The sequence below is a fragment of the Pseudomonas putida genome (genome assembly GCF_005080685.1).
GTDB classification, from domain to species: domain Bacteria; phylum Pseudomonadota; class Gammaproteobacteria; order Pseudomonadales; family Pseudomonadaceae; genus Aquipseudomonas; species Aquipseudomonas putida_V.
On record NZ_CP039371.1, the window covers coordinates 2,658,151 to 2,681,802 of the forward strand.

At 62.9% G+C, this 23,652-nt stretch carries 25 protein-coding genes and 1 pseudogene; 11 read left to right on the plus strand and 15 right to left on the minus strand.

The genetic code is table 11. The features are described 5' to 3' along the window. Window positions 1–11: 11 nt before the first annotated feature. From E6B08_RS12260 to E6B08_RS12280, 5 genes and pseudogenes are all read right to left on the minus strand, one after another. Entirely contained in the window at window positions 12–596 is a 585-nt protein-coding gene (locus E6B08_RS12260) for a DUF6162 family protein (protein WP_136914244.1), read from the minus strand. Further along, window positions 593–913 carry a hypothetical protein gene (locus E6B08_RS12265; protein ID WP_136914245.1) on the minus strand — a complete coding sequence of 107 codons (321 nt, stop codon included), beginning with the start codon at window positions 911–913 and terminating at the stop codon, window positions 593–595. The genes E6B08_RS12260 and E6B08_RS12265 overlap by 4 nt, the downstream gene beginning before the upstream one ends. After that, a pseudogene (locus E6B08_RS12270) lies at window positions 910–1,448 on the minus strand (thiamine pyrophosphate-binding protein). Before E6B08_RS12270 ends, E6B08_RS12265 begins: the two are co-directional and overlap by 4 nt. Next, the gene (locus tag E6B08_RS12275; RefSeq protein WP_136914246.1) at window positions 1,445–2,644 is read right to left on the minus strand and encodes a PepSY-associated TM helix domain-containing protein; all 1,200 of its coding nucleotides are present in this window, start codon (window positions 2,642–2,644) and stop codon (window positions 1,445–1,447) included. Before E6B08_RS12275 ends, E6B08_RS12270 begins: the two are co-directional and overlap by 4 nt. Before the next feature lie 193 nt (window positions 2,645–2,837). After that, window positions 2,838–4,172 carry a lysine N(6)-hydroxylase/L-ornithine N(5)-oxygenase family protein gene (locus tag E6B08_RS12280; protein ID WP_136914247.1) on the minus strand — a complete coding sequence of 445 codons (1,335 nt, stop codon included), beginning with the start codon at window positions 4,170–4,172 and terminating at the stop codon, window positions 2,838–2,840. Between the two features lie 347 nt (window positions 4,173–4,519). On the opposite strand from E6B08_RS12280, the gene E6B08_RS12285 reads away from it, so the two are divergent. After that, window positions 4,520–4,975 (plus strand): hypothetical protein, encoded by a 456-nt coding sequence (locus E6B08_RS12285; protein WP_136914248.1) that lies wholly within the window; start codon window positions 4,520–4,522, stop codon window positions 4,973–4,975. A gap of 41 nt (window positions 4,976–5,016) precedes the next feature. Here E6B08_RS12285 and pbpG read toward each other — a convergent pair whose 3' ends face one another. Continuing rightward, window positions 5,017–5,943 carry a D-alanyl-D-alanine endopeptidase gene (gene pbpG / locus E6B08_RS12290; RefSeq protein WP_136914249.1) on the minus strand — a complete coding sequence of 309 codons (927 nt, stop codon included), beginning with the start codon at window positions 5,941–5,943 and terminating at the stop codon, window positions 5,017–5,019. A gap of 230 nt (window positions 5,944–6,173) precedes the next feature. Beyond that, window positions 6,174–6,509, minus strand: a complete 336-nt coding sequence (locus E6B08_RS12295) for a hypothetical protein (protein WP_136914250.1) — start codon at window positions 6,507–6,509, stop codon at window positions 6,174–6,176. A gap of 159 nt (window positions 6,510–6,668) precedes the next feature. On the opposite strand from E6B08_RS12295, the gene E6B08_RS12300 reads away from it, so the two are divergent. Further along, complete coding sequence (locus E6B08_RS12300) at window positions 6,669–7,490, plus strand: shikimate 5-dehydrogenase (RefSeq protein ID WP_136914251.1); 822 nt, start codon at window positions 6,669–6,671, stop codon at window positions 7,488–7,490. A gap of 84 nt (window positions 7,491–7,574) precedes the next feature. On the opposite strand, the gene E6B08_RS12305 is transcribed toward E6B08_RS12300, so the two are convergent. The 3 genes from E6B08_RS12305 to E6B08_RS12315 form a co-directional block, all read right to left on the minus strand. Then, on the minus strand, window positions 7,575–7,817 hold the full coding sequence (locus tag E6B08_RS12305) for a hypothetical protein (protein WP_136914252.1): 243 nt from the start codon (window positions 7,815–7,817) through the stop codon (window positions 7,575–7,577). Between the two features lie 95 nt (window positions 7,818–7,912). After that, complete coding sequence (gene gloA / locus E6B08_RS12310) at window positions 7,913–8,440, minus strand: lactoylglutathione lyase (RefSeq protein ID WP_136914253.1); 528 nt, start codon at window positions 8,438–8,440, stop codon at window positions 7,913–7,915. A 225-nt stretch (window positions 8,441–8,665) separates the two neighbouring features. Further along, window positions 8,666–9,025, minus strand: coding sequence for a histone-like nucleoid-structuring protein, MvaT/MvaU family (locus E6B08_RS12315; RefSeq protein WP_136914254.1), 360 nt, complete (start codon window positions 9,023–9,025; stop codon window positions 8,666–8,668). A gap of 357 nt (window positions 9,026–9,382) precedes the next feature. Here E6B08_RS12315 and E6B08_RS12320 point away from each other — a divergent pair, with 357 nt between their 5' ends. Beyond that, on the plus strand, window positions 9,383–10,672 hold the full coding sequence (locus E6B08_RS12320; RefSeq protein ID WP_136914255.1) for an OprD family porin: 1,290 nt from the start codon (window positions 9,383–9,385) through the stop codon (window positions 10,670–10,672). Window positions 10,673–10,734: 62 nt separating this feature from the next. After that, on the plus strand, window positions 10,735–11,487 hold the full coding sequence (gene cobF, locus E6B08_RS12325) for a precorrin-6A synthase (deacetylating) (RefSeq protein ID WP_136914256.1): 753 nt from the start codon (window positions 10,735–10,737) through the stop codon (window positions 11,485–11,487). Here the strand turns inward: cobF and E6B08_RS12330 are convergent. Next, complete coding sequence (locus tag E6B08_RS12330) at window positions 11,484–11,855, minus strand: response regulator (protein ID WP_136914257.1); 372 nt, start codon at window positions 11,853–11,855, stop codon at window positions 11,484–11,486. The two genes, cobF and E6B08_RS12330, sit on opposite strands and share 4 nt — an antisense overlap. A gap of 248 nt (window positions 11,856–12,103) precedes the next feature. On the opposite strand from E6B08_RS12330, the gene E6B08_RS12335 reads away from it, so the two are divergent. From E6B08_RS12335 to E6B08_RS12355, 5 genes are read left to right on the plus strand one after another with little or no spacing between them, the layout of a single operon-like run. Next, window positions 12,104–15,568: a response regulator gene (locus E6B08_RS12335; RefSeq protein WP_136914258.1), complete on the plus strand. Its 3,465-nt coding sequence runs from the start codon at window positions 12,104–12,106 to the stop codon at window positions 15,566–15,568. After that, complete coding sequence (locus tag E6B08_RS12340; RefSeq protein ID WP_136914259.1) at window positions 15,565–16,386, plus strand: CheR family methyltransferase; 822 nt, start codon at window positions 15,565–15,567, stop codon at window positions 16,384–16,386. The genes E6B08_RS12335 and E6B08_RS12340 overlap by 4 nt, the downstream gene beginning before the upstream one ends. Next, entirely contained in the window at window positions 16,383–16,982 is a 600-nt protein-coding gene (locus E6B08_RS12345) for a chemotaxis protein CheB (protein ID WP_136914260.1), read from the plus strand. The genes E6B08_RS12340 and E6B08_RS12345 overlap by 4 nt, the downstream gene beginning before the upstream one ends. Beyond that, window positions 16,952–18,178, plus strand: a complete 1,227-nt coding sequence (locus E6B08_RS12350; protein ID WP_136914261.1) for a hybrid sensor histidine kinase/response regulator — start codon at window positions 16,952–16,954, stop codon at window positions 18,176–18,178. Before E6B08_RS12345 ends, E6B08_RS12350 begins: the two co-directional genes overlap by 31 nt. A gap of 44 nt (window positions 18,179–18,222) precedes the next feature. Continuing rightward, a complete protein-coding gene (locus tag E6B08_RS12355; protein ID WP_136914262.1) occupies window positions 18,223–18,600 on the plus strand; it encodes a response regulator in 378 nt (125 codons plus the stop codon). Between the two features lie 120 nt (window positions 18,601–18,720). Here the strand turns inward: E6B08_RS12355 and E6B08_RS12360 are convergent, their stop codons facing one another. Genes E6B08_RS12360 through E6B08_RS12370 form a run of 3 tightly spaced genes read right to left on the minus strand, consistent with a single transcriptional unit; the run spans window position 18,721 to window position 21,364 of the window. Further along, window positions 18,721–19,305 (minus strand): TetR/AcrR family transcriptional regulator, encoded by a 585-nt coding sequence (locus tag E6B08_RS12360; protein ID WP_136914263.1) that lies wholly within the window; start codon window positions 19,303–19,305, stop codon window positions 18,721–18,723. 12 nt (window positions 19,306–19,317) lie between these two features. Then, window positions 19,318–20,166 carry a 3-hydroxybutyryl-CoA dehydrogenase gene (locus E6B08_RS12365; protein ID WP_136914264.1) on the minus strand — a complete coding sequence of 283 codons (849 nt, stop codon included), beginning with the start codon at window positions 20,164–20,166 and terminating at the stop codon, window positions 19,318–19,320. Between the two features lie 13 nt (window positions 20,167–20,179). Beyond that, window positions 20,180–21,364, minus strand: a complete 1,185-nt coding sequence (locus E6B08_RS12370) for an acetyl-CoA C-acyltransferase family protein (RefSeq protein WP_136914265.1) — start codon at window positions 21,362–21,364, stop codon at window positions 20,180–20,182. A 166-nt stretch (window positions 21,365–21,530) separates the two neighbouring features. Here E6B08_RS12370 and E6B08_RS12375 point away from each other — a divergent pair, with 166 nt between their 5' ends. Together E6B08_RS12375 and E6B08_RS12380 are read left to right on the plus strand one after the other, a co-directional pair. Continuing rightward, a complete protein-coding gene (locus E6B08_RS12375; RefSeq protein WP_136914266.1) occupies window positions 21,531–22,541 on the plus strand; it encodes an AraC family transcriptional regulator in 1,011 nt (336 codons plus the stop codon). Between the two features lie 111 nt (window positions 22,542–22,652). Continuing rightward, the gene (locus tag E6B08_RS12380; RefSeq protein WP_136914267.1) at window positions 22,653–23,114 is read left to right on the plus strand and encodes a nucleoside deaminase; all 462 of its coding nucleotides are present in this window, start codon (window positions 22,653–22,655) and stop codon (window positions 23,112–23,114) included. A gap of 2 nt (window positions 23,115–23,116) precedes the next feature. On the opposite strand, the gene E6B08_RS12385 is transcribed toward E6B08_RS12380, so the two are convergent. Then, the gene (locus E6B08_RS12385) at window positions 23,117–23,452 is read right to left on the minus strand and encodes a hypothetical protein (protein ID WP_136914268.1); all 336 of its coding nucleotides are present in this window, start codon (window positions 23,450–23,452) and stop codon (window positions 23,117–23,119) included. Window positions 23,453–23,652: the final 200 nt, after the last annotated feature.

Here is a 23,652-nt window from a genome sequence, read left to right on the forward strand (position 1 = left end):
AGTCCTTGGGTTCAATGACGGTGTTCGCGGGTGACCCCGGCGTCGTAATGGCTGACCACCTGGCGCCAGCCGGTGGCGATCAGGGCTTCGGCGTCCAGGCTGGCGGGAATGGCCACGGCGCTGTCGCGGCGCAGCCACACGTCGGCCTGGCCGTCAGGCGCTGTGGGTAGAAGCAGCAGGAAGCTGCCGGCGACATCGCTGTCCTGGCTGCTGCCGAGGTACGCGCCCGCCTGCAACCATTGCCATCGATGGGCGCCACGGCTCTGGCTGCCGGCGTCATCGACGAATGGCGGCAAGCCTTCTTCGGCCAGCGCTGCCACCTCGGGGACGGTGTCGTTCTCCTCACGCAGCAGTTGGATCTCGTCGAAGGCCACCCGCAGGTCGGTATAGATGCCCTGTTCGGCGGCAGTCAGGTCGCGGCGCGCATCGATCTGGTGACTGGCAATGGCCTGTTCATCCTCGCGTTCGCCACGCAGCAGCACCACGCTGGCAGCCAGGGCGACGATCAGCAGGCTGATCAGCAGCACGTAGAGCGTTTCGTGCCCGGCGCCGGCCGGGCGTACTACCTGTGTACGGCTCGGATTGGCGCTACTCATGGTTGGGCGATATCGGCATGGTCGACTTCCACCACATGGCCAGGGCCTGCGTCGAACAGCACATAGAACTCGCCATCGGGGCGCTTGAAGGTCAGCGTCGAATCATCGCCGAGCTTGCCGCCGACCAGCACTTGTTCGTCGTAGCCGATCACGTCCAGGGTCACGCCGGGGGCGCCGCTGCCGTCGGAAAAACCGCCGGTGCACTTGACCTGGTCGCCAGCGACCTCCTGGCATTCGCACATCGGGTTGTGGGCCAAGGCGGGGCCTGCGGTCAATGCCAGCAGGGGCAGGGCGAGCCTGCGTATCAGGTGCTTCATTTCTTGCCTCCTTGTTGCTCGAGCCAGGCCGCGGTGGCCGGCGATGCCTGGGCCAGGGCGACGGCGCCCTGGTGCATGCTGCCGTCCCAGCCTTCGATGGTGATCCAGATCTGTGCGTCCGGGCGGGTGCGCGGCGGCACTGGCAGGTTGGTGATCATGCGGTAGGGGGCACCGAAGAAGATGGTGCCCGCAGCGCGAAGGCTGCGTGGCTTGCCGATGCGCAGATAAACCGCCTTGACCTCGCCGATGCAGCTCTTGCACAAGGCCGCATTGAAACTCTTGAAGTAGCCGGCCGGGCCGTCGGCACGAGGCGCTTCGGCACGTAGCTCGGCGAGGTCGACGGTATAGGGCCGACCTGGATGCCGCTCTGGATATTTGCGCCAAGGCCTGCGTCGCCGCGGAACAACTTGGCGTCGGCGAAGTATTTGGGCATGAAGCCCAGGGGGATGAGGATCAGCAGGATGTTCAGGTGGAAGCGCCACTTCAGCCAGAATTGCTTCAAGGCGCTTGGCGGCAAGGCGTGTGCGTGGCTCATGGTTGGACCTCCAGCGGGTTGTCGGCGCTCACCTGACGTATCCGGCTACCACGCTCGCTGCGTTTGAGGGCGGCTGCAGTGGCTTGGGCGGTACGCTTGGTCCAGATCAGCAGACCGCTGAATACCATCAGGGTGAGCACCAGGCCGAAGAAGAACCAGATCAACTTGATCGGCAGGCCGCCAAAGTCTCCGGTGTGCAGCGGGCGCATGGACTCGGTGACGAACTCCAGGGATGAGCGGTCGCTGATCACGAACTGGCTGTCGACCTCGCGGGTGTAAGGGTTGACGGCTGCGCTCTGGAACATCAATGGGTACCAGCCGCGCCCGCCCATGTCGATGTGGCTGTAGGCGGTAGCGGGCATCGAGATGAAGGTGATCTCGAGCCCCGGAATCGCCAGGCCGGCGATGCGTGCTGCCTCGTCCAGGTCGATGCGCGGTGCCGGGCTGCCATCTTCGCTTTGCGGCACGTCCTCGCGGGCGATCACCGGCACGATCGGCCGGCTGGAGATGGTGATGTGGTTGTCGGCCAGGATCGCCTGGATCAGGAACCAGGTTCCGGTGATGGAAATGACCGCGATGAACCAGATCGACCAGACCCCGGCCAGGCGATGCAGGTCACCCCAGAAAATCCGCGAGCCATGGCCGGTACGCACCGGCTTGAAGAACCCCCTCCAGAACTTCTTGTAGACCACCAGCCCGGTCACCAGCGAGGCCAGCATCGGCAGGCCCAGCAGCGACACCAGGTACCAGCCCCAGCTGAAACCGTTGGTGAAGGGCACCAGCCACCAGCCGTGCAGGGCGCGGGTGAAGCCTTCGAAGTTGAAGTCGGGTTGCTTGCCCTGGATCGCCCCGGTGTAGGGGTTGACGTAGAGCGTCGGGCTGGTGCCGTCGGGGAAGGTGACCGAGGCATTGATCGCGAAGTGCGAGCCATCGGGTTGGCTCAGCGAACGTACGACCATATCGGGTTCGGCCTTGTGCAAGGCATCGATTACCTGCTGGAAGCTCAGGCGTTCGGCGTCGCCGTCGGGCTTGCTGGCACGCACGTCGGGGTTGGCCAGCCAGACGATTTCCTGGCTGACCACGGCGAGCATGCCGGTGAAACAGACGATCAGCACGAAGAACCAGATGGGCAGTGCCAGCCAGCTGTGGACCAGGAACCACAGCTTGGACTTGGATTTTTTCGGTGATTGGGCCATGGGGTCATTCTTCTGAAAATGAGTGGTCGAGACTAAGCCAGTCGAGACTAAGCCCAACCATGAGGGCTGCATTGATAAAGACGAATGAGAATGGAAATCCTGCTGGTTTATATGCAAGCAAATGTTTCAGAAAGCACAAGCCGACAGGCGCACATCAGGCGCCATGCCGGCTTGGAAGAGGCGGGGGTGTTTGTCAGGCGTGGGTCAAGGCGACAGCCGGTTGGCTACGGTCCTGCTGGCGGGCGAGGTCACGGTAAAGCGCCTGGGTGATTTCCGCAGCGCGCGAGGGCAGTACCGACAGCAAGGTGTCGCTGAGGCCGTGGCTGTTCTCGCAGAAGCCCTGCAGGTAAACCGAGGCTTGCAAGTCATCGCTGGCCAGCACCCGATAGTTGCGGTCGACGCTGAAGTCCTCGAGGTAACCCGCCAGCGGTGCCAGCAGGTCGCGATGCGAGCGGCGTTCGTAGCCCGTGGCGAGGATCACGGCATCGTAGCGGTGGGTCTGCTGCTGCCCGGTGGCCAGGTCGCGCAAGGTCAGTTCGATGCCATCGCGGGTGGCGACCACGGCTTCCACCTGGCGGCGGCACAGTACGTTGTGGCGGAACTGGTGCGCCACCTTCTGCCGATAGAGGATGCCGTAGATGCGTTCGATCAGGTCGAGGTCGACCACCGAGTAGTTGGTGTTGTGGTATTCGCCCAGCAGCTTGCTACGTTGGTCGGCCGGCTCGTTGTAGACCAGGTCGGTGTAGTCGGGGGAGAAGATCTCGTTGACGAACGGGCTGTCGTCGGCCGGTTTCAGCGCCGAACCGCGCAGCACCATGTCGACTTTCACCGATGGATAGCTGTCGTTGAGATCGATGAACGCCTCGGCGGCGCTCTGGCCTGAGCCGATCACTGCGATGCGCATCGGCTTGCCCTCGGTGCAGGGCAGTTTTTTCAGGCTGCTGAGGTACTGGGAGTGGTGGAAGACCCGGGGATCGTCCTTGAATGCACCGAATTTTTCGGGGATTTTTGGCGTGCCGCCGCTGCCCACCACGACCGAACGGGTGCGTCGGCTGTATTCGCGGCCCTGCTGGTCGCGCGAGACCAGCCGCAGGTGTTCGATGCGCCCGTTGTGCAGTTCCGGTTCGATGCGCAGCACCTCTTCGCCATACACCGCCTGGTTGGCGAAGTGTTCGGCGGCCCAGCGCAGGTAATCGTTGTATTCCAGGCGGCAGGGATAGAAAGTGCCGAGGTTGATGAAGTCGGCCAGGCGTTGTTTCTGGTGTAAATAGTTGACGAAGCTGTAGGGGCTGGTGGGGTTGCGCAAGGAGACCAGGTCCTTGAGGAAGGAGATCTGCAACTCGCTCTGGGTGGCCAGGGTTTCGCCGTGCCAGCGGTACTCTTTCTGTTTGTCGATGAACAGTGCGTCGAGTGCATGGCCGTGGTTCTGGGCGTGTTCTTCCAGGGCGATGGCCAAGGCTAGATTGGAAGGGCCGAAGCCCACGCCGATCAGGTCTTTGATAGTTTCCGTGTTTGAAGGCTGGCTCATGGCTGCGATTCCATAATGGTCGAATGAGGACGCCCGCCGGGGCTCCGGCTCCTGCGCAAGTACATTTTTTGTAACGAGCCAGGGGACGGGGAATTTACCGGGGTGTTTTGCAGCTCTGAGGCGATTGGGGTTGATCAATGGCTCTTCACGGATTATTGGGGGCTGGGGTTTGGGCTTTGGGATTGGGTGGTTGATCCGAGGTGTAGCGACGCTACACACAATGGATCCGCTCACGATCTAAATGCCAAGCCCCCCGACAATCCGTGAAGAACCTAAAGAATTGTGTTCCTCGGTCGATAGAGGGGATAGGTCAAAATCCCATGGACGTGCGTCAGGTAGGTATGAAGATGGTAGGAATCAGTTCGGTCACGATCCACACGGCAGCGAGCCAGACACAGGTCGCGAGCACCGATGTGGCAGCCAGCGAGGCCACCGAAGACAGTGCTGCGGCAGGTCAAGCCAGCACCTCGACCACCACCCAGGCTACTGGCCAGGCGCAGGGCGCGGGCGGGGCGGCAGGCAGCGGCAGTAGCAGCAGCGACAGCAGCGAGTCGTCCGCAGTCAGTGAACTCAAGGAGATGATCAAGGAACTGCAGAAGCAATTGGCCGAGCAGCAGAAGCAACTGGCCGCGCTGCAAGCCAAGAACATGGACGAATCGGCCAAGGCCGCGGCAGTGAGCGCCAAGCAGGCCAGCATCGCCACGCTCAGTGGCCAGATCCAGGCAGCGACCGCCCAGTTGCTGCAGCTGTTGACCGAAGAGGGTGGCAGCGCCTCCGGCAGTATCGTCAGCACCCAGGCCTGAGGGGCCGCAGCAGGCCCCCAGGCGTTCAGCGAACGGTCCGCTTACTCCGAAGCCAGGCGGGCCTTGTTCTGGCGGTCGGACTTGTACTGCATCGCCACTGCCGGTGCAGGCTTGGCTGCGCCGGTTTCCAGCCACTGGCGCATGCGGCTGGCATCGGCGAAGTGGGTGTACTTGCCGTAGGCGTCGAGGATCACCATGGCCACCGGGCGGTTGTCCATCCTGGTCAGCAGAACCAGGCAGTGGCCCGCTTCATTGGTGAAGCCGGTCTTGGTCAGCTTGATGTCCCAGTTGCTCTTGTTCACCAGATGGTCGGTGTTACGGAAGCCCAGGGTGTAGTTGGGCTTGCGGAAGGCTACGGTCTTTTCTCGGGTGGTCGACAGCTCGCTGAGCATCGGGTACTTGCGCGAAGCCATCAGCAGCTTGGCGAGGTCACGGGCGGTGGACACGTTCTGCGTCGACAGGCCGGTAGGCTCGACATAGCGCGTGTGCGCCATGCCCAGGGCGCGGGCCTTGGCGTTCATGGCCTTGATGAACGCCGGATAGCCGCCGGGGTAGTGGTTGGCCAAGGTGTTGGCAGCGCGGTTCTCCGAGGACATCAGAGTAATCAGCAGGGTTTCCCGGCGGTCGAGCTGGCTGCCAAGTCGTACCCGCGAATACACGCCTTTCATTTCCGGGTTGCCGGCGATGGTCATGGTCAGCATTTCGTCCATGGGCTGCTTGGCGTCCAGCACCACCATCGCCGTCATCAGCTTGGTCACCGAGGCAATGGGCACCACGCGGTCGGCGTGGCTCGAATACAGTTCCTGGTTGGTGTTCAGGTCGATCAGCAGGGCGCTGCCGGAAGCCAGGTGCAGCTTGGAAGGGTCGGTCTTCACCTGGGATGGGGGTTGTGCAGCAGCGGTCGACGGAAGGGTCGCGGTACCTGTGAGCAACAGCAGCAGGCTGAGGATGGACAGGGATGTTTTCACGTTGAGGCTCACTAAAAGTTGGTATGTCGTTGGCTGTGCAAGGGTTTTCCCCCTCGAAACCGTTGCATTCTGGAGTATGGCTCAAGCGCTGTCGATTGCTCGTTGTGTGCAGCTCTGGATATGAAAAAACCTTCATGCTGGAACGGTTTTGCGGCTTCCGTTCGTCGGTCGGCGGCCAAAGCAAAGCCCGCCGAGGGGCGGGCTTCGTGGTGATGGCTCTGGCTCGGGGCTTACCAGCGCGGCGGGCCGTAGTACACCGGTGGTGGGCCGTAGTAGCGGTAACCCGGAGGCGGCGGTGCCGGCGCATAGACCGGCTGGTAGTAGACCGGCGGCGGGGGTGCCTGCACATACACGGGCGCCGGTGGATAATAGACGGGCTGGGGTTGCACGTAGACGGTGCGGTCACGCCCGCCATACACCGCCGCGCCCACCACTGCCCCGACCACGGCCGCGCCGAGTACGGGGCCGGCACCATACCAACCACCGCCGCCGCCATGGGCGGACGCTTGCCCGCTGACGGCCAGGGCGCCGACCAGCAGGGCGATTCCGGGGATAAGACGGTTCATGGAAAGTCCTCGCAAATGACCCCGCGTTTGGGGTCCTAATACTATGACTGCGTGGACTGTCAGTGGAGCACAGGGGAAGGGTAAAGGTTGTGTAAGGACGACCAGCGGCGACCTCTGGTACGCTGCACAAACGTTTCAGTAGCGACGAAGGAGCAGGTCATGGCGACAACCCCAAGCAGAGACACCGTGCTGTGCATTTCCCTGGCGGGTCGGCCCGGTACGTTTGGCGTGCGCTTTCATAACCACCTCTACCAACAGTTGGGCCTGGATTACTACTACAAGGCGATGACGACCCAGGACCTGCCAGCGGCGGTGGCGGGTATTCGCGCATTGGGTATCCGTGGCTGTGGGGTGTCGATGCCCTACAAGGAAGCCTGCATGGCGCTGGTCGACGAGATCGATCCCTCGGCGGCGGCCATCGACTCGGTCAACACCCTGGTCAACGACGGTGGCTGGTTGAAGGCCTACAACACCGACTACCTGGCGGTACGCCAGTTGCTGGAGCAGCATCAGGTCGATCCCGGCACTGCGTTCGCCCTGCGCGGCAGTGGCGGCATGGCCAAGGCCGTGGCCAGTGCGTTTCGCGATGCAGGTTTTGCCGAGGGCGTTGTCGTTGCGCGCAACGAGCAGGCAGGGCGTCAGCTGGCTGATATGTGCGGTTACCGTTGGGTCGCCGAGCTGGGGGATCTGTGTCCACCGATGCTGGTCAATGTCACGCCGATCGGCATGGCAGGAGGGCCGGAGGCCGATCATCTGGCGTTTTCAGAAAACGCCATCGATGCTGCCGAGCGCGTCTTCGACGTGGTGGCGATGCCGGCGCGCACACCGCTGATCCGTCGTGCCGAGTCGCAAGGCAAGCCGGTGATCACCGGACTGGACGTGATCGCCTTGCAGGCGCTGGAGCAATTCGTGTTGTACACCGGGGTGCGACCGACGCGGGCACAGGTGGATGCTGCGGTGGCGTATGCGCGGGGCGACTAGACATTGGTAGCGGCCCTATCGCCGGCAAGTCGGCTCCTACAGGATGCGTAGGGGCCGGCTTGCCGGCGATAAGTGCCACTTAATTCAGAAAGCCTTGTGCCCTTTGTCCAACTGCTCGTCGACCAGCGCCCGACCGTGGGCCAGGGACACATGCTGGGCATTATCCAGGTCGGAGAAGAACTTCATCGGCATCGAGATGCGCTTGCTGGTATGCCCTTCGGGGTCGGTGATCATGCAGCCGGCGGCATAGGGCAGGGGGGAGTCAGGATGGGGCATCACACTGGCGGTGATGGTGTGGTCGCGGTATTCACAGTGAAGAGTTTGCATCGTCCTTACCTCGCTGTGGTGTGAAAGCTGTTACTTCCATATACCACAGCGGGGGGCCGGGAGTTCCCGGCCCGACGAATGCGACAGGCTTGCGGTCAGCCTTTGAGCTCGGCTGGCTGGATCACTTCGACCCAATAGCCGTCCGGGTCCTTGACGAAGGCCAGGTGGTTCATGCGGCCATCCTGCAGGCGCTTCTGGAAGGGCACGCCCAAGGCTTCGAAGCGCGCGCAGGCTACCCGTACGTCCGGTACCGAGATGCAGATGTGGCCGAAGCCACGCGGGTCGGTGTTGCCATTGTGGTAGGCGAAGTCCGCGTCGTGTTCGGTGCCGTGGTTATGGGTCAGTTCCAGTACGCCGGGGATCGATTTCATCCACTGGTGGCGTTCGGCGTCGTCGGCCGGAATCTGCGCGGGGTCGACCAGGGCCAGGAAGTACAGGCTGAACGCGGCTTCCGGGAAATCACGCTTGTCGACCAGGCGGAAGCCTAGAACGCGGGTATAGAAGTCCAGCGATTTCTCGATGTCCTTGACCCGCAGCATGGTGTGGTTGAAGACGAATTGTGCAGTGGCGGTGTCCGGCTGTGCGGTAACGCCAGGCAGGGTTTGCAGATCGTGCAGGCTCATGGATGCTCCATCAACGGGGCCGGAGCGCTAGGCTCCGGCGAAAAAGACAGGCGGATCATGATACGGCAGTGAAGCGATTGCGCAAATGAAAGCGCCCTGCACGAGGCAGGGCGCTGGAAGAGAGGCCCGCATGTGCGGGCGCGTGATGGGGTCGCTAGTCCTTTAGCTGTCTCGATACTGCCCAGGCCCTTGTGAAAAAAGTGTGAAGCATGCGTTGACGTTTCATCAGCGCACCCAACTTTCCACCGTGCTGGCGCCGTACTGTTCCTTCCAGGCCTTGAGGCCACGGTGGTTGCCGCCCTTGGTTTCGATCAGTTCGCCGGTGTGCGGGTTTTCGTAAACCTTCACCACCCGTGGGCGTCGCTGTTGCTTGGCGGGCGCAGCGGACACTTTCGAAACAGCCTTGGGGTCGAGTATGGCGATGATATCGCGCAGGCTCTTGTCATAGCTTTTCATCAGGCCGACTAGTTTCTGCTCGAATTCGATTTCGCGTTTGAGGCCGGAATCCTTTTTCAGCGCCTCCAGTTGCGCGATCTGTTCCTGGAGCGCTTTTTCGGCAGCACGAAACTCTGCAAGTCTGGACACTGTAATCACTCCTGTCTGTCGTCCGTGGCATGGCGTGACGAACATTGAAGAGAATAAACGCCGGCCACGCGGGTGGGTGAGGCTGTTCGCTAAGAACGAGTGTAGTCGTTGAACTAGATCGGGTAAACCGCAACTTTTTATATGTAAGGTTGGAACTTTACAAGTTTCCCGAGCGGTAGTTTCAAGCTCTTTCCGAGGTCGTGGATGCTGCGCTAGACCAATGTCCAATGGTGCATGCCAGAGCCGTTGCGGGATGATTTCAGATGATGGTCGGCTGTTTCTCGATCCTGTCGTCTCGGCGCGACCGATTCTCGGTGGTGCAGTGTTTTTTTGCCTTTTATCTGGATGTTCCCTCGCATGTTTGCCCCTTTTCCTCCTCTTCCAGGCCGCCGTGTTGCAGGCTTGTTGCTGTTGTGTGCCGGCGCCCAGGCCCAGGCCAGCGGTTTTATCGAAGACAGCAGCGCCAAGCTCGAGGCGCGCACGATCTACTTCAATCGCGACTTCCGCGATGGCCATAGCAGTTCCAGCCAAGGGGCATCCAAGCGTGAGGAGGCGGCGCAGGGTTTCATCCTCAATGTGCAGTCGGGTTATACCCAGGGGCCGGTGGGGTTTGGCGTGGACGCGCTGGGCATGATCGGCTTCAAGCTCGACTCCAGCCCGGCCGATAGCAACAGCGGCCTGTTGCCGTCTTCGGGGCACGGCCCGCGCGGTTCGGCTGACCAGTACGCGAAGATGGGGCTGGCGGCCAAGGTCAAGGTGTCCAACACCGTGCTCAAATACGGCTCGATGATGCCCGATGTGCCGCTGCTCAAATACAACGACGGTCGTTTGCTGCCGACCATGTTCCATGGCGCCTGGCTCACGTCCGAGGAAGTGCGCGACCTCACGTTCACCCTGGCCCGCCTGAACACGTACACCGCGCGTGACTCGACCGACCGCCAGGACATCCGCGTGCATTGCAAGAACAAGCGCTATGCCTGCGACATCGAGGCCGACCACTTCGACTTGGCTGGCCTCGACTACCGCTTCAATGACCGGGTCAGTGCCCAGTACCAGGTCTCCAAGCTCGAGAACATCTATCGCCAGCATTTCCTTGGCCTGGTTGCCACCCAGCCGCTCGCGGCAGGCAACCTGTTCGCGGACCTGCGCGTCATCAAGAGTGACGACATCGGCAATGCCCGCGCCGGCGAAATCGATCACCGCGCCTTCAGTGGAATGCTCGGTTACAGCCTGGGCGGGCACAAGGTCAGCGCCGGTTGGCAGCGCATGTATGGCCAGAGCGCCATGCCCTATCTCGATGGCACCAACCCGTATCTGGTCAACTACGCCCAGGTCAACGATTTCGCCGCTGCCCAGGAACGCTCCTGGCAATTGCGCTACGACTACGACTTCAAGGCACTCGGCGTGCCGGGCCTGTCGTTCTTCACCCGCTACATCAACGGAGACCACATCAAGGTCCCGGGCAGCCCGGACCAGGGCAAAGAATGGGAGCGCGACACCGAGTTCAAGTACCAGGTGCAAAGCGGCACCTTCAAGGATGTCAGCGTGCGCCTGCGCAACTCGACCTATCGCAGCAACTACGAGAAATGGGCGCGTGACATGGACGAAACCCGGGTAATCGTCAGCTACAACTTCTCGATCTTCTAGGGCGCTTTGCCAAACCCCTGCACTGGGCCGAGAATGGCCCCAGGTTGAAGTGGGGCAGGACGATGAAAGAGCTGTTGCTGATTGGCATCGGGCCGGGCGATCCGCGCCAGGTCACCTTTGAGGCGGTCGACGCCATGCGCCGCGCCTCGGTGTTCTTCGTGCTCGACAAAGGCCATGGCAAGGACGCGTTGATGCAGCTGCGCAAGGCGATCCTCGCGCGCTACCGTCCCGAAGGGGGCTATCGGCTCGTGCAGGTGGCCGACCCCAGGCGAGAGGAAGGTGCGACCGATTACGTCGCGGCGGTGCAGCACTGGCATCGCCAGCGTGCAGCCGTGTATGGGCGCTTGCTCGGAGACGAACTGGCAGCAGGTGAGGTCGGTGCGTTCCTGCTGTGGGGCGAGCCTGGGCTGTACGACAGTACCCTGCGCATACTCGACCTGGTTCGCCAGGCCGGCACGCCTTTGCGGTTGGAAGTCATCCCGGGAATCAGCAGCGTCCAGGCCCTGGCGGCGCGCCACCAGGTGCCGCTCAACCGAATCGGTGAGCCACTGACGGTATTGCCCGGGCGGCGCTTGGCTGCGCAGGGGCGGGTCGACAACGTGGCGGTGATGCTCGACGGGCAATGCGCGTTTGCGCAACTCGACGATCCTGGGCTAACGATCTACTGGGGCGCCTACTTGGGCACCGAGGACGAGGTATTGATCACCGGGCCGTTGACTGAGGTGAAAGCCCGGATTCTGGAGATTCGCGAGCGTGAGCGGCGACGCAAGGGCTGGGTCATGGACACTTACCTGTTGCGCCGAGAGCTGGGCTAGATGGATTCGGGAGGGGGGAGGATCTCCTTCACCTTGTCGCGCAGTTGATCGATACTGAATGGTTTGCCTATCAGGTACATACCCTCCGGAACCTTGACGGATTCGGCGTAGCCACTGGCGAACAGAATCGGCAGCTGCGGACGGATTTCGCGCGCCCTGCCGGCCAGCTCCTCGCCACGCATGTCGGGCAGGCCGACGTCGGTCATCAGCAAAGCCAGTTTCTGGCTGGGGTCTTGCAATACTTCAAGGGCCACGGCGGCGTTTTCCGCTTCGATGGTTTGGTAGCCCAATTCATCGAGCACTTCGACCATCAGCATGCGTACGATGTCGTCGTCTTCGACGACCAGAAGGTGCTGCGGGGGCTGCATGGTTCGATCCTGTACATAAGTAAATGTCTTTATTCTGTGCGCAGCGAGGCGGCAGAAGTTCCATGAGGATACAGATCGTGCGAATCGGATGGAACGATTGGCACACCACACCTTCAAATACTGGCTAAATGCCCTGCCGAAGCCGGCAAAGCTGGTTAGACTCGCATTAGCCGGGCAACAAAGCGGCACAAGCACACAAGCGACTTCGGCCATGCCGATCAATGGATTTTTCGTTCGGGCGTTACTACATGATTCAAGCAGCCTCGATGGACCAGCAAAGTTTCCGCAAGCTGTTGAGCCGTAACATCGGCCTGCCCCTGGGGGTAGGCTTGCTGGGGGCCGTGGCATTCGTCGCGGTCATCTATTACCTGCTCTCAGCGATGCAGTGGGTGGAACATACCGATCGGGTGATCGGCAATGCCAACGAGACCGTCAAGCTGTCCATCGACATGGAAACCGGCATGCGCGGTTTTCTCATCACCGGCGACGAACGCTTCCTCGACCCGTATGAAGTCGCAAAACCGCGTATCTTCAGCAGCCTGCAGAGCTTGCGGGCAATGGTCGAGGACAACGCGCCGCAAGTCGATCGCATCGACCGCCTGATCGGCCTGCAAAATGCCTGGAACGATTTCGGTGGCGAAATGATCAGGCTGCGGCGCGATCAGGGCGACTACCAAGCGTTGATCGGCAATGGCCGTGGCAAGCGGATCACCGATGAAATCCGCAAGGAGTTCGATGATTTCATCGCCACCGAACAGCAACTGCGTATGGCGCGCAACGAAAAGGTCAGCTCGGTCACCACGCTGATCATTTCCGCCTTCGTGCTGTTGATCGTCGGGCTTACCGCGTTGCTGGCATACCTGGGGCGCCGCGACCTGCTGGCATTGTCCAACAGCTACGTCGAAAACCTGCAGGCACAGCAGCGTTCAGCGCAGGGCCTCGAGCACCAGGCCTGGTTGCGCAATGGCCAGACCCAACTGGCCCAGCAGGTTCTGGGGCAACTGACCTTGCCGATGCTTGGTGACAATATCCTGCGCTTTTTCGCCGGCTACCTGGGCAGCGTGGTCGGCGCGTTCTACGTGCGTGACGAGCATGGCCGCCTGGTGCGCGTTGCCAGCTATGGCCTCGATGCGCAGGAGCAGGCACGCGAGCAGGTCCTGGGCGAACACGAAGGGTTGTTGGGCCAGGCCGTGCGCCAAGGGCGGTTGATCAGTCTCGATGGTGTCCCCGAGGATTTCTACCACCTGAGTTCCGGCCTGGGTAGCGGCTTGCCGCGTAGTGCCTTGCTGATGCCCGCCGCCCATGACGAGGAGGTCAATGGTGTATTGGAACTGGGCTTCCTGCGCCCCCTGCGTGCCCAAGACGGTGAGTTGCTCGAGCGTATCGCCGAGAACCTGGGTATCTCCATCGAGAGTGCGCGCTACCGTCAACGCCTGCAGGAGGTGCTGGCCGAGACCCAACAGCTCAATGAAGAGCTGCAGGTGCAGCAGGAGGAACTCAAGACCGCCAACGAGGAACTTGAAGAACAGTCCCGCGTGCTCAAGGAGTCCCAGGCGCACCTGGAAACCCAGCAGGCCGAGTTGGAGCAGACCAACGAGCAATTGGCCGAGCGCACCGAGGCCCTCGACCGCAAGAACGGCGAGCTGAGCCAGGCCCAGGCAGAGCTGCAAGCCCGCGCCGACGACCTGCAGCGATCGAGCAAGTACAAGTCCGAATTCCTCGCCAACATGTCCCACGAACTGCGCACGCCGCTCAACAGTTCGCTGATCCTGGCCAAACTGCTGGCCGAAAACGCCGAGGGCAACCTCAGCGGCGAGCAGGTCAAGTTCGCCGAGTCGATCTACTCGGCCGGCAATGATCTGCTCAACCTCATCAACGACATCCTCGACATCGCCAAGGTGGAGGCGGGCAAGCTCGAAGTGCGTCCCGAGACCACCCAGCTCGAACGCCTGGTCGAGGGCCTGCGGGGCATGTTCCTGCCGTTGGCCGAGCACAAGGGCCTGGCGTTCGAACTCAAGGTCGACCGCCAGGTGCCGGCCACGTTGTTCACCGACCGCCAGCGCCTGGAGCAGATCCTCAAGAACCTGCTGTCCAACGCCATCAAGTTCACCGAGCGTGGCCAGGTCAGCCTGTCCATCAGCCACGAGGCCGGCAGCGGTATCGTCTTCGCCGTGCGCGACAGCGGCATCGGCATCGCCGCCGACCAGCAACAGGCCATCTTCGGCGCCTTCCACCAGGTCGACGGCACCAGCAACCGCCGTTATGGCGGTACGGGCCTGGGCCTGTCGATTTCCCGCGATCTGGCGCACCTGCTTGGCGGGCAGATCAGCGTGCAGAGCGCCCCCGGGCAGGGCAGCGTGTTCAGCCTGGTCATGCCAGAGCGCTATGAAACCCAGGACGAGGAAGTCGAAGCGCTCAGCCTGCGCCCTGCGGTCGATGCCTTGCCGCCGATCCCACAGGTCGCCGTTGCCAGTCCCGCCCGGCCTGCCCCGGCATTCGCCGACGACCGCGAGCGTGCACCGTTCGGCAACCGCTGCATCCTGGTGGTCGAGGACGAGCCAAACTTCGCCCGCATCCTCTACGACCTGGCCCATGAGCTGGGCTACAGCTGCCTGGTCGCCCATGGCGCCGATGAAGGTTTCGAGCTCGCCGCCCAGTTCGTCCCTGATGCGGTCCTGCTCGACATGCGCCTCCCCGACCATTCAGGCCTTACTGTGTTGCAGCGTCTCAAGGAGCAGGCCGCAACGCGGCACATTCCGGTGCACATCATCTCGGTGGAGGATCGGGTCGAGGCCGCGATGCACATGGGCGCCGTCGGCTATGCGGTAAAACCCACCAGCCGCGAAGAACTCAAGGCGGTGTTCGCGCGCCTGGAGGCCAAGTTGACCCAGAAACTCAAGCACATCCTGCTGGTGGAGGACGATGACCTGCAGCGCGAGAGCATCGCTCGCCTGATCGGTGACGATGACGTCGAGATCACAGCCGTCGCCATGGCCCAGGATGCGCTGGCGCTGTTGCGCGAGAACATCTACGACTGCATGATCATCGACCTCAAGCTGCCCGACATGCTCGGCAACGAGCTGCTCAAGCGCATGACCGCCGAGGACATCCGCTCGTTCCCGCCGGTGATCGTGTACACAGGGCGCAACCTCACCCGCGAGGAGGAGGCCGACCTGCTCAAGTACTCGCGCTCGATCATCATCAAGGGGGCGCGCTCGCCCGAGCGCCTGCTCGACGAAGTCACGCTGTTCCTGCACAAGGTCGAGTCGCAGTTGTCGCACGAGCGCCAGCGCATGCTCAAGACCGCGCGCAGCCGTGACAAGGTGTTCGAGGGGCGGCGTATCCTGCTGGTCGACGATGATGTGCGCAATATCTTCGCCCTCACCAGTGCCCTGGAGCACAAGGGGGCTATCGTCGAGATCGGCCGTAATGGCCGTGAAGCCATAGAGCGCCTCGAACAGCACGAAGACATCGACCTGGTGCTGATGGATGTGATGATGCCGGAAATGGACGGCTTCGAGGCGACCCGGCTGATCCGCCAGCAACCGCGCTGGCGCAAGCTGCCGATCATCGCCGTGACCGCCAAGGCGATGAAGGACGACCAGCAGCGCTGCCTGCAAGCTGGCGCCAACGATTACCTGGCCAAGCCGATCGACCTGGACCGCTTGTTCTCGTTGATCCGGGTTTGGCTGCCGCAACTGGAGCGAATTTGACTAGCGAACGCAATACCGACATCGAGATCCGGCTGCTGATCGAGGCGATCTACCTCAAGTACAGCTACGATTTTCGCAACTATTCCGGCGCTTCGATCAAGCGCCGGATCATCCATGCCTTGCGTCAGTTCGACTGCCGCACGGTGTCGGCCCTGCAAGAGCGGGTGCTGCACGACCCGGGCATGTTCATGCAGTTGCTGCAGTACCTGACGATCCCGGTCAGCGAGATGTTCCGCGACCCCAGCCACTTCCTGGCATTGCGCAACGAGGTGGTGCCGCTGCTGCGTACCTGGCCGTCGATCAAGATCTGGATCGCCGGTTGCAGCACGGGCGAGGAGGTCTATTCGATGGCGATCCTGCTGCGTGAGGAGGGGCTGCTCGAGCGCACCATCATCTACGCCACCGACATCAACCCCAACTCGCTGGACAAGGCCAAGCAAGGCATCTACTCGATGCAGAGCATGCACGAATACGCCGAGAACTACCGCCTGGCAGGTGGCCGGCGCGATTTTGCCGAGTACTACACGGCCGCCTATGGCAGCGCCATCATGGACAGCAGCCTGCGCGACAACGTGACCTTCGCCGACCATAGCCTGGCCACCGACAGCGTGTTCTCCGAAACCCAGTTGGTGTCCTGCCGCAACGTGCTCATCTACTTCAACAAGGCGTTGCAGGACCGCGCCCTTGGGTTGTTCCACGAATCGCTGTGCCACCGCGGCTTTCTCATCCTGGGCAGCAAGGAGTCGGTGGACTTCTCGGCCTACCATGACCGCTTCGAACCCTTGGTCAAGCCCGAACGGATCTTCCGCAAGTCATGAACGGCATACGTGCGGTGGTGATCGGCGCCTCGGCCGGTGGTGTCGCGGCGCTGTTCAAGGTGCTCGGTGGGTTGCCTGCCGGCTTCGTCACGCCGGTGCTGTGCGTTCTGCACCTTCCAGGCGATCGGCACAGCCAGCTCGCTGAAGTGCTGCAACGGCGCTTGCGCCGACCCGTGCGCGAGGCGCGTGACAAGGAACCCATAGCGCCTGGGTTGATCTATGTGGCAGGCCCCGGCTATCACGTGTCGGTGGAACACGACCTGACCTTTTCGTTGAGCCAAGAGGAACCTGTACATTTCTCCCGACCGGCCATCGATTTCCTCTTCACCTCGGCGGCCGATGCCTATGGCACCGGCCTGCTCGGCGTGTTGCTCACCGGTGCCAACGAAGACGGCGCCGCAGGCCTCGCCTACATACACCAAAGCGGCGGCCGGACCGTGGTCCAGGACCCCCGCGATGCACAGGTTCCGTTGATGCCGGAGGCCGCGTTGGCCCTGCATCGGCCCGACCTCATTCTGACCCTTAGTGGTATCGAGCGATTGCTCTCGACCCTGGAATCCAGCGCATGCCAAGCCCCACCATCGCCAAACTGCTGATCGTCGACGATTTGCCGGAAAACCTGCTGGCGCTCGCCGCCCTGATCCACGGCGACGACCGCGAGGTGCATCAGGCGCAGTCTGCCGAGCAAGCCCTGTCGCTGCTGCTCGAGCATGAGTTCGCCCTGGCCATCCTCGACGTGCAGATGCCCGGCATGAACGGCTTCGAGTTGGCCGAATTGATGCGCGGCACGGAAAAGACCCGGCACATCCCAATTGTTTTCGTCACTGCCGCCGGGCGCGAAATGAACTACGCCTTCAAGGGCTACGAAAGCGGCGCGGTGGACTTCCTGCACAAGCCGCTGGAGACCCTGGCGGTCAAGAGCAAGGTCACCGTGTTCGTCGAACTGTACCGCCAGCGCAAGGCCCTGGACCGCCAGTTGCAGGCGCTGGAGCAGAGCCGCCAGGAGCAGGAACAGTTGCTCACCCAGCTGCAAGTGGCGCGGTGCGAACTGGAACATGCTGTACGCATGCGCGACGATTTCATGTCGATCGTCTCCCACGAAGTGCGCACGCCATTGAACGGCCTGATCCTGGAAACCCAATTGCGCAAGATGCACCTCGCGCGGGGCAATACCGATGCCTTCAGTCCGGACAAGCTGCAGGCCATGGTCGAGCGGGACGAGCGGCAGATCAACAGCCTGATTCGCCTGATCGAGGACATGCTCGACGTCTCACGGATCCGCACCGGCAAATTGTCGCTACGGCCAAAGGCCTTCGACCTGGCTCAGCTGGCGCGCAGCCTGGTGGAAAACTTCACCCCCCAGGCCACGGCCCTGGAAACCCATATAGACTTGCACCCGTGCGAGCCGGTCCTGGGCGAATGGGACGAGTTCCGCATCGAGCAGGTGCTGGCGAACCTGTTGTCCAATGCATTGCGCTATGGTGAGCGCAAGCCAATCCAGGTGCGGGTGTTCGAGCGTGACGCCATGGCCTGGGTGCAGGTGCAGGACCAAGGCATCGGCATCAGTGCGGCCAACCAGCAACGGATCTTTCAGCAGTTCGAGCGTGTTGCGGCCCAGCAGGCCAGCGGTGGCCTGGGGCTGGGGCTGTATATTTCCGAGCAGATCGTCCAGGCCCATGGCGGGTGCATTCGGGTCGACAGCGCCGAAGGCGAGGGCGCCACGTTCAGCATCCAATTGCCATTGGCGAGCAACACAGAACAAAACGACCAGGTGCGGGCAACCTCCGCCTGAGCCTGGTGTCATATGGCCAACTTCAAGTTTTTCAAGGCTTTATCATGAGTGAAGATGCACAAGACGTGGTGCTGGTGGTCGAGGACGAACCCGCCATCCGCATGATTCTGCGGGACTACCTGGCAGGCGAGGGCTACCACGTTCTGGTGGCCGAAGACGGTGAGCAGGCGTTCGCCATCCTGGCCAGCAAGCCGCACCTGGACCTGATGGTGACGGACTTCCGCCTGCCGGGTGGCATTTCCGGGGTTGATATCGCTGAGCCTGCGGTCAAGCTGCGACCGGACCTCAAAGTGATTTTCATCAGCGGCTATCCGGCCGAGATCCTCGAGTCCGGCAGCCCGATCACGCGCAAGGCGCCGATCCTGGCCAAGCCATTCGACCTCGATACCCTGCACGAGCAGATCCAGGCACTGTTACGTTGAATCCTGTAGGAGCGGCCTTGTGCCGCGATGGGGCGCGAAACGGCCCCTGATCTTTGTCGCATCCCAGATCCTGGGGCCGCCTTGCGGCCCATCGCGGCGCAAGGCCGCTCCTACAGGGGCCTACCGCCCCAGGGTCCGCTCGATACCACCCGCCAGCAGGCTTTCCATCAACTCCAACGCCCGCGCCTGTGGCAGCGCCGCCAACATCCCCGGTAACTGGTTCAGCAACGTCGCCACCACCTGCGCAGTCGCCTCCAGAACCTGTGCATCCAACCCCGCACGCGGCGCGACCAGGCGCAGCAGCCCCGCTTCATAGCGCTTGCGTTGCACGGCCAGGCGCGCCTGCTGCGCCTCGCTCAAACAGCAGAAGTCCCGCTCTGCCAGGCGAAACTGCAATGGCCGCTCGGCATGTAGCTGCCAGTGCGCGGCAATCAGGCACGACAATGCCGAACCGCCGCGGGCCATGGCCCGGCGACCAAGCTCCAGCGTGGCCTGAAGTTCTTCGTACAACTCCTCGATCAGGTCGAACAACAGGTCCTGCTTGCTTGGGAAGTGGTGATACAGCGACCCGGCCGTCAGCCCCACATGCGCCGCCAGCTCGCGCATGCTGACCTGGCCGAAGCCTTTCTCGGCGAAAAGTGCCAGGGCCCGGTCGCGTCGCTCCTCGAAGTTGGCACAGCGCATTGCGGCATTGACGGCGGGCATGGCGTTCGCTCCTCAGTAGGTGAAGAAACCACGGCCGCTCTTGCGGCCGAGCCAGCCGGCCGCGACCATTTCCTTGAGCAGCGGGGCAGGGCGGTACTTGCTGTCGTTGTAGCCCTCGTGGAAGGCCTCCATGATCGCCAGCAGGGTGTCCAGGCCGATCAGGTCGGCCAGGGCCAGCGGACCGATCGGCTGGTTGCAGCCCAGGCGCATGCCGGTATCGATGTCCGCGGCGCTGGCCAGGCCTTCCTGGCGCACGAAGATCGCTTCGTTGATCATCGGCACCAGGATGCGGTTGACCACGAAGCCTGGCCGGTTGCCGGCGGTGATGGGGGTCTTGCCAAGCTTTTCGGTCACCAGCAGCGCCTGGGCGTAGGTCTGGTCGCTGGTCTGCAGGCCACGGATGATCTCGACCAGCGCCATCATCGGCACGGGGTTGAAGAAGTGCACGCCGATGAAGCGCTCGGGCTGTTCGATGCTCGCCGCCAGCTGGGTGACCGAGAGCGAGGAGGTGTTGGTGGCGATCACGCAGGTGGCGTCGACGTTGGCCGCGACCTGCGCCAGGATGCGCTGCTTGAGCTGCAGGTTTTCCGTCGCGGCCTCGATCACCAGCTGGGCGCTGGCCAACTGGGTGTAGTCGGTGCTGGTACGGATGCGGGTCTTGGCCGCTTCGGCGATATCGGCCGAGAGGGTGCCCTTGTTGACCTGGCGTTCGAGGTTCTTGCTCAAGGTGGCCACGCCACGCTCCAGCGCAGCGTCGGAGACGTCCACCAGCAGCACCTGGTAGCCCGCCACCGCGCATACCTGGGCGATGCCGTTGCCCATGGTGCCAGCGCCGATCACGGCAATCTGTTCAATGCTCATGTCTGTCGCTCCCTCAGACGCGCTCGAAGACCACGGCGATGCCCTGGCCGCCGCCGATGCACATGGTGGTCAGGGCATAGCGGCCCTGGATACGCTGCAGTTCGTGAATGGCCTTGGTGGCGATGATCGCCCCAGTGGCGCCGACCGGGTGGCCGAGTGAGATGCCCGAACCGTTCGGGTTGACCTTCTCCGGATTGAAATCCAGCTCGCGTGCCACGGCGCAAGCCTGGGCGGCGAAGGCTTCGTTGGACTCGATCACATCCAGGTCGGCTACGCCCAGGCCTGCCTTTTTCAGCACCGCACGGGTCGCCGGAATCGGGCCAAGGCCCATCAGGCCCGGCTCGACACCTGCATGGGCGTAAGCCACCAGCCGCGCCAGCGGCTTGAGGCCCAGGCGACGCACCGCATCGCCGCTGGCCAGTATCAACCCGGCAGCGCCATCGTTGATGCCGCTGGCATTGCCGGCAGTCACCGTGCCGTCCTTCTTGAAGACACTCTTCATGCCCGCCAACTGCTCGGCAGTCACGTCGCTGCGCACGTGCTCATCGACGCTGAACTGAACGGTGCCTTTGCGGCTCTTCAGTTCCACCGGCACGATCTGGCTGGCGAAGCGGCCTTCGGCGATGGCGCGGGCGGCGCGGCGCTGGCTGGTGAGTGCCAGTTCGTCCTGCATCTGGCGGGTGATGCCGTGCTTGGCCGCAACGTTTTCCGCAGTGATGCCCATGTGGAAGTGCTCGAACGGGTCCTGGAGGATGCCGACGGTATAGTCGATGCCCTGCAGGTCACCCATGCGTGCGCCCCAACGTGCCTGGGGCAGCAGGTACGGCCCGCGGCTCATGGACTCGGCGCCTGCGGCCAAGGCCACTTCGGCATCGCCCAACAGCAGGCATTGCGCTGCCGAGACGATCGACTGCAGGCCCGAGCCGCACAGGCGGTTGACGTTGAACGCGGGGGTCTCCTTGGGAATGCCGGCGTTCATGGCCGCTACCCGGCTCAGGTAGGCATCGCGGGCTTCGGTCGGGATCACGTTGCCCATCACCACATGCCCCACTTGCGCGGCCTCGATGCCGGCGCGCTCGATCGCGGCCCGCGCCACGGTGGTGGCCAGGTCAGCCAGGGGCAGGTCCTTGAGGGAGCCGCCAAAGCCGCCGATGGCGGTACGCACGGCACTGACGACGTAGATTTCTGGGTTGTTCATAGAGGCTCCGATGGCGAAGGCGTGGCGGGACCGGCCCAGGCTCTGCGAGAATGGTGTGTGTCCCGGAGTGGTCTGAGTCTAGGCAAAGCCCAGGCTAGCGCCTATGTCGTATCTGCTCAGCCACCCTGGCATTTTTTGCCACCCCGTCCAGACAGCGAAACCAGCCATGCGCGAAAGCGATTCGGTCGCCGTGTACTTCCTCAATGCCATGCTCCATGCCCTGCGCGACCGCCCCGAGGTTCGCGATGCACATCTGCGGGCCGTGGATATCGACCCCGCAGTGATGGCCGACCCACAGGGCCGCGTGCCAGCCCAGGCGTTCGCCCAGCTGTGGCTGGACATGATCCAACTGCTCGACGACGAGTTCTTCCACCTCGACAGCCACGGCATGCCGCTGGGCAGCTTCGCCCTGATCTGCCGAGGGCTGGTCCAGGAGCCGAACCTGGAAAAGGCCCTGCGCCAGTGCATCGGTTATTTCGCCTTGTTCCTGCGTGACCTCCAGGCCTGCGTGACGGTGCGTGGCGGGCGCGTGGTGATCAGCGTACAGTCGAACATCGTCGATCCGCTGACCCGGGTGTATGCCGAGGAAACCTATCTGGTATTGATAGTCGGCCTGCTGTGCTGGCTGGCCGGTCGGCGCATCGCCATCGACCGTACCGAACTGGCCCTGGCACGCCCGGCTCAGGAAGACGACCTGCTGCTGTGGGGGCCGGACCTGCGCCTGGGCAGCGGGCGCACCGAAGTCGAATTCGACAGCGCCTACCTGCGCCTGCCGGTGGTACAGGACCTGGCGGGGCTGAAGACTTTCCTGCGCAGCGCGCCGCAGGGCCTGGTGATCCGCTTTCGCAACCAGAACGACCTGGTCGCCGAGGTGTACCGCCACCTGCGCGCACGGCGCTATGGCCAGTGGCCGACCTTGGCTGCGCTGGCCGAGCAGCAGGGCCTCAGTGCCAGTACCTTTCGCCGCCAGTTGGAGCGCGAAGGGCGCTCTTACCAGCAGATCAAGGACGAAGTACGCCGGGCCATGGCCTTCGAGCGCTTGCGTGACGGCGTGTTGAGCATTGCCGAGATCGCCGAGCAGACCGGCTTCCAGGAGCCCAGCGCGTTCCACCGGGCGTTCAAGAAGTGGACCGGGCACAGTCCGGGCAGCTACCGCGCGCGGATCCTCGGGCGCTGAACGTTGCCTCGCAAGCATTCGTCCAGGCACTGGGACCCATCCGATCTCTTCATTTCCGCGTGGGACGCCAGCGCGGGATAATGCAGGCTCCAGCAACAGGAGCAGCGATACATGTCCGAACTCTACATGCGTGAAGCCCTCGAACTGGCCCGCGCCAATATCCAGGCCGGAGGCCGCCCGTTCGCTGCGGTCCTGGTCTACCAGGGGCAGGTGGTCGCTCGCGCTGTCAACGAGATCCACAGTACCCAGGATCCGACCGCCCATGCCGAGATGCAGGCGATTCGCAAGGCGAGCCAGGTGCTGGGGCAGGCTCGCCTGGATGGCGCAGAGATCTATGCCACGGGGCATCCCTGCCCGATGTGCCTGGCCGCCATGCACCTGTGTGGCGTGAAGCAGGCGTGGTTCGCCTATGACAACGACGAAGGCGAGCCCTACGGCCTGTCGACCGCCGAGGTGTATGCCCAGATGGCTCGCCCACCCCAGCAGCAAAGCCTGCCGCTGCGTGCGCTCAAGCCCGAGGGAGAGGGGGGGCTGTACCAGCAATGGAAGCAGGCCAACAGCAACAACGGCTGATCTCAGAAGCGCGTGGTGCTGACGGTGATGTAGCCCTGGTCGGCGAGGGTGATGCGGATCACTGTCTGGTCATCGGCCGTCTTGCGTTTTTCCTTTATCAGCACGCCATCGACCGCAATGCTGCGCAAGCGTTGGGAGATGGCGCGGCCACAGCCATCGAAGAAGACTTCACTGGCCAGCAGTTCGATGCGTTCGATCAGCTGGCGAGTACGCTCGTCGGTGGCGCAGAAGAACATCACGCCAGACCAGTGGGGGTCTTCATCGGGGTTGCTGACGTCGTGTGCAAGCAGTTCGCGCAGGCTGCTGCGCAATTGCGCGATGGAACGGTTGTGGGGCATGCGCACCTCCTCTGGATTGCGAGCTGGCGCCGGGCCGCTGTGTCCCTGCGACCTCGCGTCATCCAGAGGCGATGATGTTTTTTGCCAAGTAGAGCGGCAAGTACGTCACGTCCGAAGATTGCGTAGGAACAATCCGAAGTGGAACTGAGGTAGTTGGGTACCTTGCTGGCTTCAAGTGGCGAAGTCGAGCGCCGCTCCAG

Excerpts from the sequence above, each read along its gene's own strand:
- E6B08_RS12260 (WP_136914244.1), bottom strand. The coding sequence starts at position 596 with ATGAGTAGCGCCAATCCGAGCCGTACACAGGTAGTACGCCCGGCCGGC.
- E6B08_RS12265 (WP_136914245.1), bottom strand. The coding sequence starts at position 913 with ATGAAGCACCTGATACGCAGGCTCGCCCTGCCCCTGCTGGCATTGACC.
- E6B08_RS12275 (WP_136914246.1), bottom strand. The coding sequence starts at position 2,644 with ATGGCCCAATCACCGAAAAAATCCAAGTCCAAGCTGTGGTTCCTGGTC.
- E6B08_RS12280 (WP_136914247.1), bottom strand. The coding sequence starts at position 4,172 with ATGAGCCAGCCTTCAAACACGGAAACTATCAAAGACCTGATCGGCGTG.
- E6B08_RS12285 (WP_136914248.1), top strand. The coding sequence starts at position 4,520 with ATGGTAGGAATCAGTTCGGTCACGATCCACACGGCAGCGAGCCAGACA.
- E6B08_RS12295 (WP_136914250.1), bottom strand. The coding sequence starts at position 6,509 with ATGAACCGTCTTATCCCCGGAATCGCCCTGCTGGTCGGCGCCCTGGCC.
- E6B08_RS12300 (WP_136914251.1), top strand. The coding sequence starts at position 6,669 with ATGGCGACAACCCCAAGCAGAGACACCGTGCTGTGCATTTCCCTGGCG.
- E6B08_RS12305 (WP_136914252.1), bottom strand. The coding sequence starts at position 7,817 with ATGCAAACTCTTCACTGTGAATACCGCGACCACACCATCACCGCCAGT.
- gloA (WP_136914253.1), bottom strand. The coding sequence starts at position 8,440 with ATGAGCCTGCACGATCTGCAAACCCTGCCTGGCGTTACCGCACAGCCG.
- E6B08_RS12320 (WP_136914255.1), top strand. The coding sequence starts at position 9,383 with ATGTTTGCCCCTTTTCCTCCTCTTCCAGGCCGCCGTGTTGCAGGCTTG.
- cobF (WP_136914256.1), top strand. The coding sequence starts at position 10,735 with ATGAAAGAGCTGTTGCTGATTGGCATCGGGCCGGGCGATCCGCGCCAG.
- E6B08_RS12330 (WP_136914257.1), bottom strand. The coding sequence starts at position 11,855 with ATGCAGCCCCCGCAGCACCTTCTGGTCGTCGAAGACGACGACATCGTA.
- E6B08_RS12335 (WP_136914258.1), top strand. The coding sequence starts at position 12,104 with ATGATTCAAGCAGCCTCGATGGACCAGCAAAGTTTCCGCAAGCTGTTG.
- E6B08_RS12345 (WP_136914260.1), top strand. The coding sequence starts at position 16,383 with ATGAACGGCATACGTGCGGTGGTGATCGGCGCCTCGGCCGGTGGTGTC.
- E6B08_RS12350 (WP_136914261.1), top strand. The coding sequence starts at position 16,952 with ATGCCAAGCCCCACCATCGCCAAACTGCTGATCGTCGACGATTTGCCG.
- E6B08_RS12355 (WP_136914262.1), top strand. The coding sequence starts at position 18,223 with ATGAGTGAAGATGCACAAGACGTGGTGCTGGTGGTCGAGGACGAACCC.
- E6B08_RS12360 (WP_136914263.1), bottom strand. The coding sequence starts at position 19,305 with ATGCCCGCCGTCAATGCCGCAATGCGCTGTGCCAACTTCGAGGAGCGA.
- E6B08_RS12365 (WP_136914264.1), bottom strand. The coding sequence starts at position 20,166 with ATGAGCATTGAACAGATTGCCGTGATCGGCGCTGGCACCATGGGCAAC.
- E6B08_RS12370 (WP_136914265.1), bottom strand. The coding sequence starts at position 21,364 with ATGAACAACCCAGAAATCTACGTCGTCAGTGCCGTGCGTACCGCCATC.
- E6B08_RS12375 (WP_136914266.1), top strand. The coding sequence starts at position 21,531 with ATGCGCGAAAGCGATTCGGTCGCCGTGTACTTCCTCAATGCCATGCTC.
- E6B08_RS12380 (WP_136914267.1), top strand. The coding sequence starts at position 22,653 with ATGTCCGAACTCTACATGCGTGAAGCCCTCGAACTGGCCCGCGCCAAT.
- E6B08_RS12385 (WP_136914268.1), bottom strand. The coding sequence starts at position 23,452 with ATGCCCCACAACCGTTCCATCGCGCAATTGCGCAGCAGCCTGCGCGAA.